The sequence below is a fragment of the Algoriphagus aestuariicola genome, assembly GCF_017254835.1.
Classification (GTDB): domain Bacteria; phylum Bacteroidota; class Bacteroidia; order Cytophagales; family Cyclobacteriaceae; genus Algoriphagus; species Algoriphagus aestuariicola.
On sequence record NZ_JAFKCW010000003.1, the window covers coordinates 566,637 to 587,684 of the forward strand.

At 48.9% G+C, this 21,048-nt stretch carries 14 protein-coding genes; 5 read left to right on the plus strand and 9 right to left on the minus strand.

Annotated features, from left to right (window positions below):
* The first annotated feature begins 65 nt into the window (after positions 1 to 65).
* Positions 66 to 1,241 (plus strand): hypothetical protein, encoded by a 1,176-nt coding sequence (locus J0A67_RS15165; RefSeq protein WP_206570211.1) that lies wholly within the window; start codon positions 66 to 68, stop codon positions 1,239 to 1,241.
* Positions 1,242 to 1,319: 78 nt separating this feature from the next.
* On the opposite strand, the gene J0A67_RS15170 is transcribed toward J0A67_RS15165, so the two are convergent.
* A complete protein-coding gene (locus J0A67_RS15170; protein ID WP_206570212.1) occupies positions 1,320 to 2,660 on the minus strand; it encodes a S8 family serine peptidase in 1,341 nt (446 codons plus the stop codon).
* 414 nt (positions 2,661 to 3,074) lie between these two features.
* Here J0A67_RS15170 and J0A67_RS23185 point away from each other — a divergent pair, with 414 nt between their 5' ends.
* The 4 genes from J0A67_RS23185 (at position 3,075) to J0A67_RS15185 (ending at position 9,204) form a co-directional block, all read left to right on the plus strand.
* Complete coding sequence (locus tag J0A67_RS23185; protein WP_262897502.1) at positions 3,075 to 3,200, plus strand: hypothetical protein; 126 nt, start codon at positions 3,075 to 3,077, stop codon at positions 3,198 to 3,200.
* Positions 3,201 to 3,318: 118 nt separating this feature from the next.
* Positions 3,319 to 5,931 (plus strand): alkaline phosphatase D family protein, encoded by a 2,613-nt coding sequence (locus tag J0A67_RS15175; RefSeq protein ID WP_206570213.1) that lies wholly within the window; start codon positions 3,319 to 3,321, stop codon positions 5,929 to 5,931.
* Positions 5,932 to 5,962: 31 nt separating this feature from the next.
* Positions 5,963 to 7,513: a sulfatase family protein gene (locus tag J0A67_RS15180; RefSeq protein ID WP_206570214.1), complete on the plus strand. Its 1,551-nt coding sequence runs from the start codon at positions 5,963 to 5,965 to the stop codon at positions 7,511 to 7,513.
* Between the two features lie 98 nt (positions 7,514 to 7,611).
* Positions 7,612 to 9,204, plus strand: coding sequence for an arylsulfatase (locus J0A67_RS15185; RefSeq protein ID WP_206570215.1), 1,593 nt, complete (start codon positions 7,612 to 7,614; stop codon positions 9,202 to 9,204).
* A 60-nt stretch (positions 9,205 to 9,264) separates the two neighbouring features.
* On the opposite strand, the gene J0A67_RS15190 is transcribed toward J0A67_RS15185, so the two are convergent.
* The 8 genes from J0A67_RS15190 to J0A67_RS15225 all read right to left on the minus strand — a co-directional run bounded on the left by J0A67_RS15190 (position 9,265) and on the right by J0A67_RS15225 (position 21,034).
* Entirely contained in the window at positions 9,265 to 9,921 is a 657-nt protein-coding gene (locus tag J0A67_RS15190; protein ID WP_206570216.1) for a TetR/AcrR family transcriptional regulator, read from the minus strand.
* 161 nt (positions 9,922 to 10,082) lie between these two features.
* Entirely contained in the window at positions 10,083 to 11,798 is a 1,716-nt protein-coding gene (locus tag J0A67_RS15195) for a RagB/SusD family nutrient uptake outer membrane protein (RefSeq protein WP_206570217.1), read from the minus strand.
* A 20-nt stretch (positions 11,799 to 11,818) separates the two neighbouring features.
* Positions 11,819 to 15,130, minus strand: a complete 3,312-nt coding sequence (locus tag J0A67_RS15200; protein ID WP_206570218.1) for a SusC/RagA family TonB-linked outer membrane protein — start codon at positions 15,128 to 15,130, stop codon at positions 11,819 to 11,821.
* Between the two features lie 615 nt (positions 15,131 to 15,745).
* Complete coding sequence (locus J0A67_RS15205; RefSeq protein WP_206570219.1) at positions 15,746 to 15,898, minus strand: hypothetical protein; 153 nt, start codon at positions 15,896 to 15,898, stop codon at positions 15,746 to 15,748.
* 110 nt (positions 15,899 to 16,008) lie between these two features.
* Positions 16,009 to 17,250 carry an enolase C-terminal domain-like protein gene (locus J0A67_RS15210; protein WP_206570220.1) on the minus strand — a complete coding sequence of 414 codons (1,242 nt, stop codon included), beginning with the start codon at positions 17,248 to 17,250 and terminating at the stop codon, positions 16,009 to 16,011.
* Positions 17,251 to 17,303: 53 nt separating this feature from the next.
* The gene (locus J0A67_RS15215) at positions 17,304 to 18,530 is read right to left on the minus strand and encodes a glycoside hydrolase family protein (protein WP_206570221.1); all 1,227 of its coding nucleotides are present in this window, start codon (positions 18,528 to 18,530) and stop codon (positions 17,304 to 17,306) included.
* Positions 18,527 to 19,984, minus strand: a complete 1,458-nt coding sequence (locus tag J0A67_RS15220; protein ID WP_206570222.1) for a sulfatase — start codon at positions 19,982 to 19,984, stop codon at positions 18,527 to 18,529. Before J0A67_RS15220 ends, J0A67_RS15215 begins: the two co-directional genes overlap by 4 nt.
* A 3-nt stretch (positions 19,985 to 19,987) precedes the next feature.
* Positions 19,988 to 21,034 carry a Gfo/Idh/MocA family protein gene (locus J0A67_RS15225; RefSeq protein WP_206570223.1) on the minus strand — a complete coding sequence of 349 codons (1,047 nt, stop codon included), beginning with the start codon at positions 21,032 to 21,034 and terminating at the stop codon, positions 19,988 to 19,990.
* Positions 21,035 to 21,048: the final 14 nt, after the last annotated feature.

Sequence of the window (21,048 nt, forward strand, 5' to 3'; positions counted from 1 at the left end):
ACGCGTTTTTAGAGTGTCAAAATTCGCTTTTAGTGTATTTTTAACTGATTTAATACAAATATTTTATGCAACCTACACGAAATGCCAGGAGCCTCATCGGGTTATGCGGACTGGTGCTTGTATTTCTAGTTTCAAACTGTACGCAGTTTGATGGTACTGATCCTAACAAGGATTTAGATCCGATTGCCTCTGAAAATATCTCCGGGGATTTGAACGCAAGAATGGTATGTGATGGGCCTGATGTGACACCTGTCCTATTTACTGGCGGCCGGGGAGGAAACGCTTCCTGTTCCGACGTATGCGATTTTGAGTACTCTTCCGGAAGAAATGATTTCGTAGATGGTGCATTTGTAATGGAATGGCCGGAGGGCTTTACGGTGAATGTCAAAGATGGAAAGTACGTTTCCTGGAGCTTTGATCCTCCAGAAGGGTATTGTCTCAATGGAATTACGGTCATCGTGAAAGGAGGACCTGCTTCAAACATTTACAAATACGGTCCGGGAGTCACTTCAGACTGCGGGCTGGTCTCCCCTGTGAATGCTTCAGGTAGGCCAGCGGCGCTCAGCAACTTGACTTTCTGCTATGACCTCATTGAAAAACCTGAAGCTCCTGAAGCCGAAGATAAGTTTGCAGAATACTGCGAAGACGATGAAATAGCGGCACTTTGCGCAGAAGCCATTGCTCCTGAGGGTGCGACCGTGGTGTACTATACCTCTGAAACCGGAAATGAAGTGGCAACAGTAACATGCCTTTCTGATTTTGGTACTTTGGAACTATGGGCTGCATCTGTCACTGACGGCTGCGAAAGTGAAGAAAGGACCAAAATCACATTGACTATTGCCGAAAAGGAAAACTGTGACACAGTAATCGACGAAGATGATTGCTTCCAGGAAGAAACCGCATGGGGCGGTAGCAGTGAAGGTGGTGGACCGGCTTGGTGGTTCTATTTTGACACCACGGGAGATGCGGTTCAACCGATCTATGCAGGACAAAATCTAACTGATGGTACTATAACTTTTGATGGAAACAACCTAATCATTGATTTAGGATCATGGGTACTTCAGGATGACCTTGAGGCAGTAAAAATCCAAGGATACAATTCTATTCCAACCAGTAGACCAGCCGCAGGGCCCTTCACCACCTATAAAGGAAGAAATCTAGTCATACCGGTGAGCGGCTTCACATATTACGCCATCCATTTGGACGTGATGTTGGAAATCGAATGCCCTGAACCTGAATAGTCAAATCAACCGCTAATAATTGATAAAGCCTCGCCAACAAATGGCGGGGCTTTCCTTTTTTTTCATAGTGATTTAGAATTAAAATGCTCTAAAAGCGATCGGATCAGGACTGGCGTCCTTGTCTCCGCTAATGTATCCATCCGCTCGTATTCCACCAAGCAGCCTTAAGCCAGCTACATGGGGAGAAGCCATGGAAGTGCCACTTTTGGAGCCGTATGCACCATTGGGCAGCGTTGACCTGATAGATACTCCCGGTGCAGCCCAATCGATGGGAGGGTTGCCATAGTTGGATGAGCTGGCCATAGTCCCGCTGCTGCTCATTGAGGACACCGTCTGGATGTAGGGTCCATTTGCTCTTGCGGGAGAATAATTGTTTGCATCTGCAGCACTGTTACCAGCGGATGTTACTACCCAGATCCCCATATTGGATGCTTTGATCACCGCATTATCAAAAGAAGTACTTGCCCCAGACCCAATGCTGAGGTTGATCACGTCTCCTGGTCGGCCAACGGAAAGCACATAGTCTATGCCTGCTATTGCGTAAGACACGCTACCTCGACCGTCGTCTCCCATTACTTTTACTGGTACAACCCATGCCCCAGCAGCTACGCCTACGACGCCGAAGGTGTTGTTTTTTGCTCCAATTATCCCGGCAACGTGGGTGCCATGTCCATGAAGGTCGTTTAGTGTCGCGCTTACCTCGTCAGGGACTATTTTCTTTCCCCAAGAAACCAGCACATTTAGGTCTGGATGATCGAAATCAATGCCGGTGTCTAGGACAAAAGCTATGTTATTTCCGGTGTGCTTCACAGGGCCTCCAACTCTTTTAATCCCCCAAGGAATCTCTTGTGTACTTGGTCCTTCTAAGGAATCGTCTGGAGCAGGCGAGGTAGGTGATGGTTCAGGGTCAACGGGGGTGGGTTCCGGATCGGTTGGTGTCGGGTCTGGATCGAGTGGTGTAGGTTCTGGATCTGTGGGTTCAGAGGATTTCTTTCCTCCGCCTTTTCCGGAACCCGTCGGCTTTCCCAAAACGATTACTTGGTCACGTTCGATATGGGAGACCCTTGGATCACTCTTCAGGGACTCGTATTGGCTTTTATCCAGCTTCACGGAAAAACCATCGATCACCGTACTAAAGATAAATTTGAGAACTTCAGGCTTAACCCTGTAAGACGCCAGCAGATTTTCGGAAAACTTCCTCATTGAGGCTTGGTTGCTTTCGTAATCTTGGGTTTTTCGAAAGTTCAGAGAAGTGGGCTTCAGCGTAACGATGTACTGATCAGGAATAACCTGAGAATAACTGCTAACCAATTCAGCTTCTTCTAAAACCATTTCTGGTTCTAAGACCTCTTGGCAACTGAATACCATCGCTCCAAGTAAGATTACTTGGAGTAGCTTTGCTTTTTTGTCGAATTTCATGGATTTATTTTTGGCGGATGATTTTTTCTAGGCTGATGCAATAGATTTTCTTGGCGAGTTTCTAGGAATTGGTCCCTGCCTGCCAACAAGAGATCACCCTACATGGAGACTTTCTCCAGGTAGCAGTACATTATTTCTAAGCGTGAAAAGCGCCTTGAAATAGGGGATAATGGAAGCTTGTTGTCTAGATCGGGTGAAATCCAGACGTAAATAAAATGCAATTTAAATCAGATTGTCAAAATATATTTTTGCATAAAATATTAAAATCATTATTTTATTTTCTTTTTGCATTTTTAATGCTTCAAAAAACTCCAATCTTAAAGTCTTTCAATCACTTAAGTTTTTGCTAGCAAGGCTTCTTGACCTTATCTTCTGGAAGACGAAAAATTAAAACTCAGCCATCACTAAAATCAAATGGATAAGACCACCATCTATCTGAAGCATTTCGATGAGTCCAAGACCAACCTGAAGAAGTTTGATCAAGAGATTCGTATGCCGAGAAGGGCTTGGCAATTGAAAACAATTTGGCCACCTAAATGAAAATCCAAACATCCGCTTGATTTTTCTTAGGCACTCGCCCTAATTCTGTTTTATTTGGGATGTTTTATCCAGAGGTTCTATTCCTTCTGGACGAGTTTTGAAAATACATTTATACACTATGAAGCGACGATCGGCCGTCAAGGCCATGGCTCTGACCTCTTTTTCCACGCCTTTCATTTTCAGCCAAGGATTTACAGGCATTCGACGGCTGTTTTCGAAATCCTCCCCAGCCTACCAAAGCAACTGGGAAAACTGGCCAGACCTCCACTGGATCGGCCCTGAGTATTGGGGAAACAGACTGCAGGACTGGGAAATCCAGGACGGCAAAGCTGTCTGTGTGGTCTCCGGCCCCAATCGCGCACTCCATATCCTGACCCACCAGCTACAAGACGGCAAGCAGGGATTTGAACAGTCCATTACGCTGCAATGGAAAAATGAAGCCCTAAAAGGCAATCCCAAAAGCTACTTGGGATTCCGAATCGGCGCCAAGGGAAAATTTGCGGACTATCGTTCTGCGGCAGTTTTTGGACAAGGAATAGATCTCGGTATCTCAGGATCCGGGCAGCTTGTAATCGGTGAAATGAGTAGCGAAACGAAGCTCGATTTGAGTCGTCCTATCCACCTTCGTTTGCAGGCAAAGTGGACTGACAGTTCTTACGCGTTTACCCTTTCGGGGTCGAATGATTCCGGATTTGCATCTTCAGTCCAGCTTCAGTCAGATGGAATTAATGCAGAGGATTTAAGCGGCAACCTCGCCATCGTCGCCCATGCCCCAAAAGATGATCAAAACGAACTTCCGCTAGCGGCCTTTTCCGACTGGAAGTTTTCCGGAGAAAAAATCACCGCCGATACGAAGCAAATCTTTGGTCCTATTGTCTTTGCGCAATACACCGTCCATCGCAAGGTTCTCAAGCTCACCGCCCAATTAGCCCCAGTAGAGAAAGTCCAAGGATTGATGGTTCAACTCCAGCTCCATGAGGATGGAAAATGGGCGACCGTCGCCACTTCCGACATCGATCCAGAAGGAAGATACGCCCACTTCCGCGTGGAAAACTGGGATAAAAAAGAAAAAGTACCCTATCGGGTCTTACTGGATTTCCCGCTCAAAAACGGAAATCAGGAATTTTTCTTCGCCGGAGAAATCGCCAAGCAACCAAACTCCACTGAAAACCTTAAAGTGGCGGTTTTCAGCTGTAATGCGGACTACGGCTTTCCAGATCAGGAAGTAAGTGATCATGTCAACCTTCACAAACCCGACATAGCCCTTTTCCTTGGGGACCAATTTTATGAAAGTACTGGGGGATTTGGGATCCAAACCAGCCCTGTGGAGAAAGCCTACCTTGACTACCTACACAAATGGTACATGTTCGGCTGGTCTTATCGGGAGATCTTCCGAAATATCCCAGCAGCCATCATCCCCGACGACCACGATGTCTATCACGGAAATGTATGGGGAGAGGGAGGAGAGCATGCTCCAACGGACGAAGGCTGGGGTTACGTGGCGCAAGATCAAGGCGGTTATAAGATGCCGGCTCAGTGGGTCAATATGATCCAGCGAACCCAGACTTGCCACCTTCCCGACGCTTATGACCCAACTCCGGTGAAGCAGGGAATCGGCGTCTACTACACCGATTGGGTCTATGGAGGGGTGAGTTTTGCGATTTTGGAAGACCGAAAGTTCAAAACCGCTCCCAAAAATGTGCTCCCGGAGGAAGCAAAAGTCACCAACGGTTTTATCCAAAACCAGGACTTTGACATCAAGAAATACTATGATATAGAAGCTGATCTATTGGGCAAGCGCCAGATGGACTTTCTTGAAAACTGGGTCCAAGATTGGGATGCGGACATACAGATGAAATCAGTCCTTTCCCAGACCAACTTCTGCACCATTGCCACCCTGCCGGAAGGTAGCATTATCGACAGTATAGTTCCAAGACTGCCCATCCCGAGGTTTGGGGAATATGTAACAGGCGACGCACCTACTACAGACATGGATTCCAACGGCTGGCCGCAAAAAGGCCGAGATGAGGCGGTTCGCCTGATACGAAAGTCCTTTGCGCTACATATCGCAGGAGATCAGCATTTGCCGAGCACAGTGCAGTATGGTGTGGATGAGTTTGGTGACTCGGGCTTCGCTTTTGCCGGTCCGGCGCTCAACAATCTTTTCCCCAGAAGATGGTGGCCCAAAGTCCCGGAAGGACATCAACCCATCCCTGGGAAAACTCCCAATACCGGGAACTATCATGATGGATTTGGCAACAAAATGACCATACATGCAGTCGGAAACCCTTACCAAACCGGAGTGTTACCAGCACTTATCCATGATCGCAGCACAGGCTATGGCATCATTACTTTTGACAAAACCAAAAAGGCCATCAAGATTGAATGCTGGCCGAGGTATGTCAATCCTGTCAAAAATCCTGAAGGTCAATTTGCGGACTGGCCAATCCAGATCACCGAAGCTGACAACTATGGAAGAAAAGCTACCGCATATTTGGATACATTCAAGTTCGAGGGAGTTGATGCGCCATTAGTCTCTGTTTTTAACGAAGCTACCGGCGAATTGGAATACAACCTGAGGGCGAGTGGAAGCTCTTTTCAACCCAAAGTCTTCTCCACTGCTCCGCATCGCCTAGAAGTCAAAAATCTCAAAACAGGAGAGGTCAAATCTTTTCCAGGACTAAAGCCAGGTGAAGAAAAGAGCCGGGAAATAATCGTGAACTTCGGCTAAATCGTAACAAAAAAAGAATCAATTGATACATATGCATTTTAGAATTTTCGGCCTTTCACTAGCGGTTTTCCTCACTTTGGCTTGCAGCGCTCCAGAATCCGACCAAGGAAATATCGAGACTGCCGGCAAACCCAATATCGTCATCATTTACCTCGACGACTTGGGCTACGGGGACATGAGTGCCTACGGCGCCACCCAGCTTTTCACTCCAAATATGGATCGGCTTGCCAATGAAGGCATTCGCTTTACCAGTGGCTATGCAACCTCAGCCACCTGCACGCCAAGCCGGTACGCCCTGCTTACCGGAATCTACCCCTGGAGAAACAAGGATGCAAAAATCCTTCCCGGCACGGCACCCCTCTTGATTGACACAGCGCAAATGACCGTCCCAAAGATGCTCAAAGCTCAAGGCTACAGCACCGGGGTGGTGGGAAAATGGCATTTGGGTCTTGGCTCTGGGCAGACAGACTGGAATGGCAGCATCAGCCCCGGTCCTAACCAAGTGGGCTTTGACTACAGCTACATTCTGGCGGCGACCCAGGATCGGGTACCGACCGTGTATATCCACAATGACCGGGTGGACAAGCTGGACCCAACTGATCCAATCGAGGTAGATTACCAGAAAAACTTCGAAGGAGAACCCACCGGCAAAGACAATCCCGAGCTGACTACGATGAAATGGCATCACGGGCACAACAACAGCATCGTGAATGGGATCCCGAGAATCGGTTTTATGAAGGGAGGAAAGGCTGCCTTATGGAATGATACCACCATGGTTGATCATTTTCTCACAAAAGCCCAGGCCTTTGTCAAGTCCAATAAGGAAAAACCCTTTTTCCTGTACTATGCCCTGCAGGAGCCACACGTACCGCGTACGCCCAACCCTAGATTTGTCGGTAAATCCGGACTCGGTCCAAGAGGAGACGTGATCTTGGAAGCCGACTGGGCAATCGGAGAATTCATAAAAACGCTGGAAGAGGAAGGCATCCTGAAAAATACCTTGGTCATCTTCAGCAGTGACAATGGCCCGGTGCTGAATGATGGCTATTACGACGATGCGGTGGAGAAAAACGGAACTCATACTCCCGCAGGACCGCTGCGAGGCGGAAAATACAGCCTACTCGAAGCTGGAACCCGGGTACCCTTTATGGTTTATTGGAAAGGAACCGTACAGCCGCAGGTCTCTGATGCACTGGTTTGCCAGGTGGACTTTTTGAGTTCTCTTGCGGCTCTGACCGGCAGTAGCATAAAAGGCCAAGACAGCGAAAACATGTTGGATGCCTTCCTTGGAAAAAGCCACCAAGGCCGCGAAAGCCTGATTTTGGAGGCGACCGGACGGACTGCCCTGAGAAAAGGCGATTGGGTGATGATTCCTCCACACAAAGGCAACGCTGTTCTTCAGCCTGTCAATATCGAAACTGGAAATCTGGACGAGTATCAGCTTTACCAAGTGACTGCTGACATTTCCCAATCCAATAATTTAGCTGATTCCGAGCCGGAAAAACTGAAGGAAATGGTTCAGTTCTATGAGGGGATTGTTGGCAAAAAAGTCCCGGAAGCCCAAGAGATCGAGTTGAAGTGAGTTGGAAAGAAAACCGAACTAAAGCGTCATTGGGACTGAGGCAAGGACGAAGCAGACTTTGTTTATTCCTGCTGGAAAAAAAAATTAGAATCTAAAATATGATAAAATCAATCGCATCGAAATTTCCCCTGTTGGGCATTTGCTTGGCTTTTGCCTGCAATCCTTCCCAAGGAAGCAACACGCAAATAGGTCAAGATCCGACCAAACCCAACATCATCTACATCCTAGCGGACGATCTGGGCTATGGTGACTTGGGGGCATTTGGCAGCACCAAGATAGAAACCCCAAACCTCGATGCCTTGGCCAAGGGCGGCATGTTGTTTACCCAGCACTACTCCGGAGCACCGGTTTGCGCCCCGGCTCGATATATGCTCATGACCGGCCAGCACTCGGGCCATGCCTATATCCGTGGCAACGATGAATGGCGGGAGCGGGATTCTCCATCGGGTGGTGACGTCTGGAATTTTGCCGACATGGAAAAGGATTCTACTTTGGAGGGACAACGCCCGCTACCGGAAGGAACCGTTCTTTTCCCCAAACGACTCCAGTCTGTAGGCTATACTACCGGCAGCGTAGGAAAATGGGGACTCGGAGCTCCCCAGACCAATTCAATCCCGACTAAAATGGGATTTGATTTCTTCTATGGCTACAATTGCCAACGGCAAGCCCATACCTACTATCCGGTTCATTTGTATAAAAATGAAAACCGGGTACCGCTCCGCAATAAGCTGGTCGCGCCCAGCACCAAGCTACCGGATGGAGCCGACCCCAAGAAGGCAGATAGCTATTCAGATTTTACCCAGCAAGACTACGCCCCAGACCTGATGTTTGCAGAGATGATCAATTTCATTTCCGAGAACAAAGACAAGCCATTTTATTTCTACTGGGCGACGCCGATCCCACACGTGGCGCTACAGGCTCCTCAGCGATGGGTGGACTACTATGAGAAAAAATTTGGCGAGGAGACCCCATATTTGGGAAACAAGGGCTACTTCCCCCACAAAAATCCACGAGCTGCCTATGCTGCTATGGTCTCCTATTTGGACGAAAACGTGGGCAAGCTGATCGAGCATCTGAAAAAGGAAGGCTTGTACGAAAACACGCTGATCATCTTTACCTCAGACAATGGTCCGACCTTCAATGGTGGCACCGACTCTGAGTGGTTTAACTCCGCCGGGCCTTTCACCGAGGATCCCGCCAAGATCAAAGGCCACGTACACGAAGGAGGCATCCGCGTGCCAATGATCGCCAGCTGGCCAGGAAAGATAGCGCCAGGCACCAAATCGGACCTGCTTTCCTCACATATCGATATGATGGCGACTTTTGGGGAAATCGCTGGCTACGAGGTCCCACAAAATGACGGGATCAGCATCCTCCCAACCCTCCTTGGCAAAGGAGAACAAAAACAACATGAATACCTGTATTGGGAGTTTCCCGAGTATGGGGGACAGGTCGCCGTCCGCTTTGGGGATTGGAAGCTGATCCGTCAGCATCTCAGCGATAACCAAACGCCTACTTTGGAACTCTACAACCTGGCCCAAGATCCTCTTGAAACCACTAACCTTGCCAAGACACATCCTGAAATCTTAGCCCAGGCAGAATCCATATTCAATCAAGCGCACCAGCCATCGGAACTTGAAAAATTCCGCATTCCATTGTTGGAAAAGGGTCTGTTGGGTATAGAGAAGTAGCCAGAAAACAAATGGCCCAGAGTCCTAACCCTGGGCCATTTGTATTGCCGAAACCATCTGCTAAGAATTGCTTGCGACCTGCGATGCCGCCAAATCCAGGACCCTTTCGTATTCTTCCTTGCCGGCAGGGGTAAGGTAAGGCAGGATGGTATTCCAGACCAGGCGCACCATCTCGCCTTTTTGCTGGAACTTGTAGGGAGAAATGACCTCCAACTGGGAGAGCCAGAATGTGATGACCATGCGGATGGTATGGAGGATACGCTCCATCACGTCCTCCTCGGGGAAACTGACAAAGCCATCCCTCAAAAACTCTTCAAACAACTGCTGGGACTGCTGTTTTCTCAGGATCAGGGTTTCCTGGATCTTTTTGTTCACCAGAGGAAAAGACCGGCTGATCTCCAGTACATCCAGATTGAAAAAACGGTAGCGGTACTGGAATTCCTCCAGCTCAGATATCATCCGGTGGAAATGTTCAAAAGAAGAAGTGTGCGGCTTTCTGGTGCCATAGGATTCGGACGCTTCCAGCCTCATCTTCTCATAGATGGCCAAAATCAGGTCTTCTTTGGTATGGTAGTGGTAGTCCAAATTCCCGTGACTGATCCCCATTTCAGCAGCGATGTGGCGACTCGTGATGCCTTGAACTCCAGCCTCATTAAACATCCGGATTGCGACGGAAAGAATCTTGTCTTTGGTTTTTGGTTTATTTGGCTTTGTCATTTGTCAATAATTGAGAAATCACCTTTGAAATTAATGGGATTAAAATCAAGTAGAAGCCAAGTACACATTTTTTTAGGTTAAAAAAAAAGGCTAGTCTCGAAAGACTAGCCTGGGTATTGGTATGGATCTAGAGTTAATCCTCGATTAATCGATCCGGTTAATTACCAGTTCGGGTTCTGAGTCAAAGCAGGATTCAAGACCAGCTCATCCGATGGGATTGAGGTCAGATAGTCTTGATCTTTTCTAAATCCATAGCCCGCTGGCATCTGGGTTTGAAAATAATCGATACGGCCATCTTCGGAGAGCTTGGGCGTGAAGCCAGGAAACTCCGCAGGATCGAATGGATAGCCCAGCGGTCTTTTGCCGGTCACAAGTTTATGTGCAGCCCATCGCTTGAAATCATCCGACCGGTGACCTTCTAGTGCAAGCTCCACTCTTCTTTCGTTTCTGATCGCATAGAGCGCATCGTCTATGGTATAGCCATAGTCAACAAGGTTGTCCCCATACTCGGCTTGTGGAATGACCGTAAAATTGGGCATACCCACCCGAGCTCTCAGGGGGTTCAATGCCTCAAAAGCAATGGTTCCGTCCAGTTCATATTTCGCTTCGGCGTAGTTGAGCAGTACTTCCGCGTACCGGAAGTAGATTCTTCCTGTCTGGCTTAGCCCACCAAAGTCAGCTCCAGCGGCAGTAGAGTAAGGGTTTGAAAATTTTTTCACTTGAAATCCAGTCGCGGCAAGCTCCTCGGAGCCACCGTTGAGAAAAGGCTTACTGAAAGTAGTGCCTGAGCTTGCTACACGGAGATCGCCGGGTATCCACACGGTAGCAGAGAGTCGCGGATCGCAATCGGCTGCGATCTTGGCCAAAAACGCATTTCCCTTGGCTGATTTGGCCAACTCGGTGAAGTTGTATGGCATCCCATCTTTTCCCAGATAAGAGGAAACCAATGACCAGGTCAAAGACATATCTCGGGTCCGTCGTGTGGTGTAGAACTGCAATTCGTGCCCCATTTGCTCAGATGTGCTTGCAATCTTGTAGAAGAGTACTTCATTGACCGAAGACATATTGTCCAAGCCAAACAGGGTATAATAGTCAGAAGCAGGCTTGCCTGTGGAATAGAGTCCCTTGGTATAGCTGCCGGTGATCAGCTGCTGAGAGGCATCCACTGCGAGTTGAAAATACTTCTTGGGGTCAGCACCGGAAGTACCAAAGGCAGTACCTGCGTGGTATTTCTGCCAAGATCCTTCATAGAGCGCTACTTGAGATTTAAAAGCCAATACGGCTTCTTTGTTAATTTTCGCATTCCCAGTCTGCGCTCTCGCACCCACATATTGAAATGCCTTGTCCAGCTCCGCGATGATAAAATCTGCAACGGCCGTCCTGGAATCTCGGCCTTTGTATAGGTCCTCGTCTCCTGGGAAAAGCTCATGCTCGTAGATCGGAGCATCCCCATAGGTCTGAAGCATCTCGTAGTAAAACCAGGCTCTGAAGAAATGAGCTTCTCCCAAAAACTGGGCATACTGACTCACATCTGCCTGCACATTGTCCAAGTTGTCAAAAAGGATGTTGATGCTTCGGATGTTTGCCCATTCCGTGGTCCACTGTCCATTTCGCGGAGCACGGGTACCGTGCATGACCGAATTGGGGATCGCCACGATTAGATTGTCAGAGTTGTCGTCCTGTAGGGGAAGATTGGCCGAACCGTGAACTGGGAGGCTAGCATAGTACTTCTTGACGTAGTTCTCGATGTCGTTAGAAGTCTTGAAGTAGTCGTTGACGGAAATCTGGTCTTCAGGGGAGTTGTCTATAAAGCCTTCGCAGGATACAGCTCCAAAAAGAACCGCTAACAACCCGAGCTTAAATATGGATTTTTTCATAGTCGTCTAAAATTGATGGGTTAATAGGATACCTGAAGTCCAAAGGTCAACATTCGGTCAGCACCATAGGTTTTTCCGATACCCCAAGAGCTAGAGACCGCAACCGGGTCGATACCAGGGGATAGACTACTGAAAGTCAGGAGATTTTCTCCTGAAAAATACATGCGGAGATTGCTCAAGTGCATTTTGGTGAGGAGGGGATCAGGAAGCGTATACCCGACCTGCAGGTTTTGGATCCTCATATAGGCACCACTTTGAAGATAGCGGGTACTGGTCAATCTGTTTTTTGCGTTCTCATTATTGTTGAGATACGGTCTTGGGAAATAAGCATCCAAATTAATATTGGCATCTCCCTCATACAAGCCAGTATAGGTGTCACCCGGCGTATCCCGGAAGTAATCCAAATGCTCTGGGAAGAGTGAAGTTTGATTGCCTGTTCTAAAGCCCCAGAAGATGTTTTGGTTTTCGTCAAACCACAGATCGCGCTTGCCTACACCCCTAATGATCATTGAAAGGTCAAAACCCTTATAGCCTGCATTTAGGTTTAGACCATATTGATAGCGGGGAGTGCTGTTACCGATGATTCGCAAATCTCCATGGTCTTCCAGCGTATTGGTGCCGTTGTCTACTTTGCCGTCTCCATTGACGTCGATGTATTTCACGTCACCAGGTCTCCAAGCCAAGCCAGTGATGTCTCTCAGATCCACTTCGGAAGTATAGGTATCCACTTCTTCTTGGGTTCTGTAGAGATCATGCGCGGTATAGCCCCAGATTTCGCCCTGTTCTCTTCCCTCGTACCAAGTAGAAAGCACTCCGGTCGGGTTGAGGTATTTGGTGATGTGGGACCTGCTATCGTACATATTGACTCCGAGTGTGAAAAAGAGTCCATTATCAAAGGTTTGATTCCAAGTAATAGTACCTTCCCAACCCCTTGTTCTAAGTGATGCATTATTTGACTGGGGGACAGTAGAGCCCAAAACGCCCGGAGCAGGATCCACTGGACCGATCATATCCAGCGTGGTACGCTCAAACCAGTCGAAAACCAGCTTAAGTCTTCTATCCAAGAAACTCGCATCCAAGCCAATATCCGTAGAACGTGCCGTCTCCCAGGTCAGATCCGGACTGATCAGTGCCGGAGTACCCGCAAAGCCGATAGGTCTCGTACCATTTGGAGTGAAAATCCAGTTCACGGCGTTACCGGACAAGGGGATAAGGGACAAATCCTGATAGGGATCTACGTTTTGGTTGCCCAGCTCACCCCAAGATCCTCTAATCTTCAAAGTGTTGACCGCTTTGCTGATAGGCTGCCAAAAGCCCTCTTTGTCCAGATTCCAACCCGCAGAGAAAGACGGGAAAAAACCCCATCTCTTACCATCTCGGAATCGGGAAGTCCCATCGTATCTACCGTTTAGCTCGATCAGGTACTTGTCGTTGTAGTCGTAGTTGAATCGGCCAAAATAGCCCTGTGTGCTGATCGTGAGCAGCTGCTCTGTCATCTGGATTTCTCCATCGGCGGTGTTCAATGAAGGCACGTCAGGCACAAGTAGGTTCGTTCTGAATCCGCTCAAGCTACGGGTTTGGAATTTCTCAAATTGGGTACCCCCCATCACTCGGAAGTTGTTTTTCTCACCAGCTTTGAATTCATACGAGCTATAAATGTTGGAAGTCCAGTATGGATTGCTGTAATGTGTCCTTCTGGTGTTGCTCGGGACGGTGTTTCCATTTGCCAAGAGACTACCGTTGACCAAGTGATCATAGACAGTCAATTCATTGCTTTGGTAGAATTGATCCACGTTTCTCATCGCGAAGTCGGCATGGATGCTCCAGCCTTCGATAGGACGGATATCGGTGGCAAAGTTGTGCCAGTTTTCCACCGTCTCTGTCACGTCCGTACCTGCGTCGTTTACCCAAGGAATCTTCGACTGGATCATGATGTTACCAAATCCGTCGTACAAGGCATTGGTAGGCATGGTCCGGGCGATTTGGTGAAAGATCAAATCATAACTTCCCTGTCTGTCCATGTTGGGAATCTCTCTCGCCTGCTTTGAAAAGCGTGGCTGATAAGTGAAATCCCACTTGTCGGTGATCATGGTCGTGATTTTACCCATGATGTTGTATCGGTCAAAGGTATCCGTGCCATAGTTCAACACGCCCGACTGGCCATACAGCCCAGCAGAGAAGTAGTAAGATGTTCGATCCGAACCTCCTGAGATACTCAGGTCATGCTTCTGGATGAAGCCTGTTCCAAAATATTCGTCAAACCAATCTCTGTTGCCATTCCCATTCTGGTCAAATCCCCATTGGTTAAGGTTGTTTGGATTAGGAGTAGTCTCAAAGTGCGTCGCATCCGCAGGAAAATTTGCATTGCCGCGGATAAAGTCGTAGTCGCCCCGCTGATAGGCCAAGATATTGTCTATCGTCCTATTTGCGAAAAATCGTCCCCCGGCACCAAAGACCCCGGCTTCATTCACCGCTTTGGCATGGTCGTAGGAATTGAGCATTTGGGGAAGATTGGTTGGGCTTGACGAGCCCACGCTGCCTGAATAGCTGGCGGTAAGCTTACCTTTTCCTTTTTTGGTCGTGATTACGATCACGCCGTAGGGCGCTCTAGCTCCGAAAATAGCGGAAGCAGCCGCATCCTTCAATACCGAGATCGACTCAATATCGTTGGGATTCAGCCGGTTCATGTCTCCCGGTATTCCGTCAATGACCACATAGGGCTCTCCTCCATTAAGCGAGCCCATGCCCCGGATCTGAATGTTCATATTGGCACCCGGCTCGAAACCATTGTTTCCCACACTGAAGGTCAAGCCTGGGGAGGTTCCTTGGAGAAGTTGTGAGACGGAGGGAGAAGGGCGATCAGCAATCGTTTTCCCATCCACCACGTCGACGGCACCGGTAAGATTAGTCACTTTTTGGGTGCCGTAGCCTACCACCACTACTTCTTGCAAAGACGAGATGTCGGGACCCATGGCCACGTTGATAGTTGTCTGATTGCCGACAAGGATCTCCTGACTGGCATATCCAACATAGCTGAACACCAAAATGGCATCAGTACTGGGCACCGTGATCGTGTATCTTCCGTCAGCGTCCGTGACAGTTCCACTCGTTCCACCTTTCAATATGACGGTAAGTCCCGGCAGCGGCAGTCCTTCTTCCTGATCAGTCACTACCCCTGAAACGGTGATGGTTGCGGCTTGCTGGGCCTCAACCCCCAAAAAGGAGCACAAGAAGACCAGAAGAAAAAAGCACGCCCTCATTCCCAAATAGGGGGATGGTTTTCCGTTGAGGAAACTTGCTTTCCTCGGTAGCTTGCTAGTAAAGTTTTTCATGCAATGGCGTTTTATTAACTTAATTCTTTTCTAAAACCTTTCCCACATAAAGGAATTTTTAGAATAATGGCAGGAAGATATATAAAATAGTGCAATTGCTCTAAAAACTAGTCAAAAAATTTGACCATTTGGCCTATTTCTGTGTATAATTACTTGATTATGTGATGTATAAAATATCAAAAATCTTTATTGCAAATCACTAAACGACATCGTCCTCCTTGTTTCCACTGTTCTTTTTCTACCTGAATGCAAGCCACTTAGCCTTTCTTCCTACAGCAGGGTATCGGCTAGTTCAATACTCCCGGCTCACTGGGAGCTTTGCCAGTGAAAAGGTAAGGGTGGAAGCGATCTTAGGTCTTCCTGAGCCTCGACCAAAGGGAATTTGGATTGTGACCCAACTGCGGATAGTCAGATTGAATAACAGGAAGCACTCACTTTCCCTAGTTCCGGCCGAGATCTTTTCCAAACAAATGCAGGCCTCCTAGATCAGGCGACCGGAATGCAAGGTTGCTGAAATCTGTCTTTTCAAACAGGTACCTCTGAAGTATATGCCTTGTCCCGGATCAGTTCGGATAAAATAGTCATAGGTGAATCCCTTCTCCGGGGGGAAAAATCTTACCAAAACACTTCGTCAGCGAAGCTCCGGCATCGATCGGAGAAAATTCCGATTTTGCCATGAACTGTCGCTTGGAAAGCAATCTCCCAGAAGCTGGAAAGCAGTAGAAAAAGTAGTCTTCCTCTCAGTTGGGCAATTCGGATTTCTTTCATGAGGCATTCATGTTAGGTAAAATTAAGAGCAGGGATAAGTCCTTTAATTTGACTACAGTTATAATTAAATACCAATTGGAAGCTTTCGGCCAAAGGATCGGCTAATAAGACTAGTCGTGTTGCAAAAGATCCGCACTCATTCCAGGCTCCTGGGGTGTCAGGTATTTCCCGTCCACTATCGTCACCGGAAACTTGAAATAATCCCGCAAATGCGGAATATGCTCCAGAAGTAAAGCCGGATGCCCAACGGAGATATGGTTGAACAACACCAAGTGCTGGTGGATCTGCCCCATGTCTCCCACGTGTGGTACGACCGGTACATTCATTTTCTTGGACAAAAGGCTGATGAGGATAAACTCAGACACTCCGCCGACACGCACTGCGTCCACCTGATTGAAGGACATGCAGCCGGACTGGAGGAAGTTTTTGAAAATAATTTTGTTGGGTACATGTTCGCCAAGGGCAAGTGGCACATCGACCGCCTCAGCCAATCTGACGTGAGCCAAGACATCATCCGGATGGGTAGGCTCTTCGATCCAAAAGGGGTTGAGGTCTTTTAGTTGTTTACAAATCTCAATCGCCTGCGGCAGCGTCCATTGCTGATTGGCGTCAAACATGAGCGTGGCGTCATCGCCGGCTGCCTCCCGAACGATGCGGGCCCGGCGAATATCCCTTTCCGCGTTTTTGGAACCGACTTTGAGCTTCATCGCCGTGAATCCTTGCTCCATGGCTTCCTGCACATTGCGCAGTACCTGCGCATCGGAGTAGTTAAACCAACCTACCGAGGTGTCATAACCCGGATAGCCTGTCTGCACGATAAGCTCCCGCTCCAGACGGGTTTCTTTTTGGCTCTGTAGGAGTTGCATCGCCTCGGATCGGGTCAGGATATCTTCGTAATAGGAAAAATCCAAGGTATTAACGAGAGCCTCTGGACTCAGGTCCGTTAAGAGTTTCCACAATGGCATTTCCTCGACTTTTGCCCAGAGGTCGTAGCAAGCGTTGACCACGGCAGCAAGAGCAAGCTGCACTACACCCTTGTGGGGGCCCAGCCAGCGGAAGTTTGGATCATCGGCCATCTTCTTATAGACCGAGCCGAAGTCCGCCATGAGTTCATGGATTTCCCGCCCTTCTATATGCTTGACGAGGTAGTCGATGGCATCACAAACTATCCGGTTTCCCGCTCCAAGTGTAAAAGCCAGGCCGATGCCTTCCAAAGTAGAGTTCGTTTGGAGTTTGCAGACGGCGTAGGCATAGACTGGATTGACATGGACAGCGTCAGAGCCGGCACCGTTTTTCAGGTCAAAACGCATGTCACTAGACAGCCCTCTTTTGATTACCAGTATTTTTCTCATTCTTGGTTAATAGGTTTTGTAGCAAGCGTCAGCGCTTGGTAGGATTTGATTGATCAGTCTATTTTCAAGGGGATATGGACATTGAAAGAACTTCCGTCCTTTTTGCCATTGACATTGTCCACCGAAGCCGCGGCGTAGAGGTAGCGTGGAAGGCCCTTTTTGTCCAGCAGGAGCTGAGGACGCTCGAATCGATTTAACTTCTGTTGCGATCCATCGGCCAGGATGACTTCCGGCTTGAGAAACTGCGGATTTTCGCCCAGCTTCCAGTCGATCCCGTCTTCGGACTCCAGGATTGCCAAATCCTTGGGATTTCCTCCGGAGATCCTTCCGGTGAAGTCCTTAACCACGGCAAAAAAGCGTCCGTAGGCTTTGGAATACCAGACATAGGGATCCTCAGCGCTGGCAATTGAGCCATCGGGCATCCTGACGTCGAAGATAAATTGGTCTTTGGCGACAAAAGGCCCGGTAGGTGTAGGCCCAGTGGCGACTCCATGCACGCCTTTCCAATTGGGTTCATAGATATTGCCCTTGAAAAAAAGCATGTATTCCCCCGTATTCGGATTGTAGTCCACCGATGGGTTGACCACGATGAGATTGTCAGGCTTCACCTCGGTACCCGGAGGGGAAGGAAGCAACACCTGATTGGCCTTGACCCGTGTGCGGGGACTCAGCAAAGGCTTGGAGGGTCTGTCAAATTTTCCGTCCAACAAATCCTGAAACGAAGAAAACTCCAATACCCCAATCTGCTGATTCTGCTGGACCCTTGTCCGTTTGTCAAGGTCAGGAGCCATTTTTTCACCGAGATCCCTACCACCGATATAGTAGAGGTAGTACTTGTCACCAAACTTTTTCAGGTGCGGATTGTGTACGCCTTGAGCATCCCATGCCTCCGGATTTCCGTCGTAGCGGGCTCCTTTGAGAAAGATTTTTTGGAATTTAAAATCCCGATCGGGGTAATCGGATACCGCATACCCCAGCTTGCTCTCCAGCACCCATCCGTTGTTGAAAACATCCCTATCAGGACCGCTTTCCCAAAGGGAAAAAACCATGTGATACTTATCGTCGTCGCCTTGCACTACCGTTGCACCCCAGACGAAGTAGCCATCCAGCTTAAGCACCGAGGGGCCTTGGAGGTAATTGCTTTCTTCCGTGACAAGCTTTGCATCCACTGGCTTAGGCACCACACGAAGGACATTGTTGGGAACACTCGCGCCCATGCAGGCCAGCACAAGTGCTGTCAAAACGAGTTGAAGCGATATTTTGGTAGGGCGGAAGTTCATTTTTCAGTTAGATAAGTTTTGTTCAAGTCATTTTTTCTCACCTCGGTCAGCTTTTCACGAAGACGTTTTTGCATTTCTGCCACAACATTCGCATACTCCGGCAGTTGGGCCAGATTGCTGTACTGCTTGGGGTCCTGATACATGTCATAGAGCTCCATGCCCGATTTGGCGTCTTCGTCGTATTGGATGTAAGCCCAGCGATCCGTCCGTACGAGATAGGTATTTCCATTTTGACTTACAGAGAATGCCATATCCCGCACCTGGGCCTGTTTGTCTTTCAGGACAGGTACCAGACTCTTGCCTTGGAGATTGCGCGGGATTTTTCCCCCTACCAGATCCACCAGTGTAGGATAGAGGTCCAGGAGCTCTGCAAAAGAACTTGAACTCCCAGATTTGACTCCCGGGGCTTTGATCAGGAAAGGCACCTGAACGGACTCCTCATGAAGACTTACTTTCATCCAGAAGTCATGCTCTCCCAAGTGAAAACCGTGGTCGGACACAAACACGACGATCGTATTTTCTTCCAGGCCTTCCTCCTTGAGTGTTTGGAGGAGCTTGCCTACCTGCGCATCCATAAAAGAAACCGAGGCATAGTAAGCCGCAATTGCTTTTTGCTTTTGGGCATAGGACATCTGTCCATTTTTGGTAGTCACGTAGTTGATGCCGCGGGCGGGAATGTCAGCCCAATCATCCTGCACCACCGGAGGAGGCACCATTTGCTGCCAAGGGTAGGGGATAAAATACTTCTCCGGCGCGACAAATGGCACGTGAGGACGAACCAAACCCACTGCCAAAAAGAAAGGATCTTTCTTGTGAGCCCGGATCAACTCAGCGGCCTTTTCTGCCGCCATCCCATCCGCATGATCCAGCTCTGAGTCGGAAGCCTGCACGATGGTCATTACGTTGCCTCCCTTGCGGACAATGCTGCCATCGGGATTGTTTTGCACGAGTTCCGCTTTGCCAGGCGCCTGCCATTCAGGCGCTTTCACGTTGAATTTTTCTGTCCAGGAGGCGGCATCGTCCGTACCGTCAGCGCCTTTTTCAATATCTCCAGGTATTCCCATGTGGTAGATCTTACTCACGCGGGCGGTATAGTAGCCTTGGTTTTTGAACCATTGCGCCAGCGAAAGACGATCCGTCCCCACCTGCTCCCGGCCGCTCACGTAGCCATAGGTCTCCGTCGCGCTGGGATAGTACCCAAACATAAAAGAAGCCCGGGACGGCCCACAGACCGGAAACTGGCTATAGGCCCTGTCAAATTGAACTCCCTCCCTGGCCAACTGGTCAATATGGGGAGTCTGTGTGATCCGATTGCCGTAGGTACCCAAGGCAGTGGTAGTCAGGTCATCCGAGATGATCAGCAGGACGTTGGGTTTTGATTTTTTCTCCTGGGAAAAAGAAAAAAGCGGGCTAATTGCCAGCAGGAAAAATAGAAGAAGTCGGGTGCTTTTCATGTACTAAATTCTTGAGTTTTGGTAGACGAGCTCGACCAGCTCCATGGTCTGGAGGGCGTCCCCTACGGAATGAATTAGGGGTAAACTGGGATCTTGGAGGTGATTTTGGAGTACGGCCATGCTGCCCACGAAGGCCTCCGGAAACCAGTCCCCTTGCAGCGGAATCTCCTGCCAGCCGAGCTCGGAATCATTTTCAAAATATTCCATGTAGGAAGGCCGACCTTTGGGATAGTCCAAGGATAGTCCCAATTGAATAAATGCCGCCCCTTGGGTACCTTCAACTTTCAGGTAGGATTGCTGATGCTTGCCTCCAAAGGAATGGCCATGGTTGGTGAGGATGCGGGCCTGCTTTGATTCGGGATAGTCCAGCAGGATACTGCTGCGGGCATCGGCCAAGTCCGGTGACTTGGGATGTCGGGCAAGCGACGCGCTGACTCTGCTTGGGTTTCCCGCCAAAGCCCGGATGAGATCCAGGTAATGAACGCTGTGGTAAAGGACTTCCATGCGGGGCTTGGTTTTGAGAAAATCCCAGAGCTCCCAGGGTGTATGTACGCAGACCTTCAGCTCGATATCGTAGACTTCGCCAAGTATGCCCCGCTCCATCAAATCCTGAAGAGCCAGCATATAGGGAGCAAACTTTAGCTGGAAGTTGACCGCGGCAACCAGGTTTTTCTCTTGGCAAACGGCAAGGATCTTTTGGGCTTCCTCCAGCGTTTCACCCATTGGCTTTTGGATCAAAACCGCCGAGTGATCTGGGATTTTCTCCAAAACTGAAAGAATCTGATCCGCCGGGACGGCTAGGTCAAAGACTGCATTTTCTTTAAACCCCACCTGTACCAAGTCATCCAGGATAGAGAATGTCTGGCTTACAAATGGAAATCGCACTTTGGCGGCCTTCGCCTTTTCCAAATCCCGGTCGTATATCCCCAGTACTTTCCAACCAGCCTTGCTGTATGCCGGTAAGTGCGCATCAGTCACAATTCCTCCCGCTCCGATGATGACTATCGGCGATGGATTGTTGAGAAGAGGGATGGATTGCCGGAGTTGCATGGGATTTATTGTTT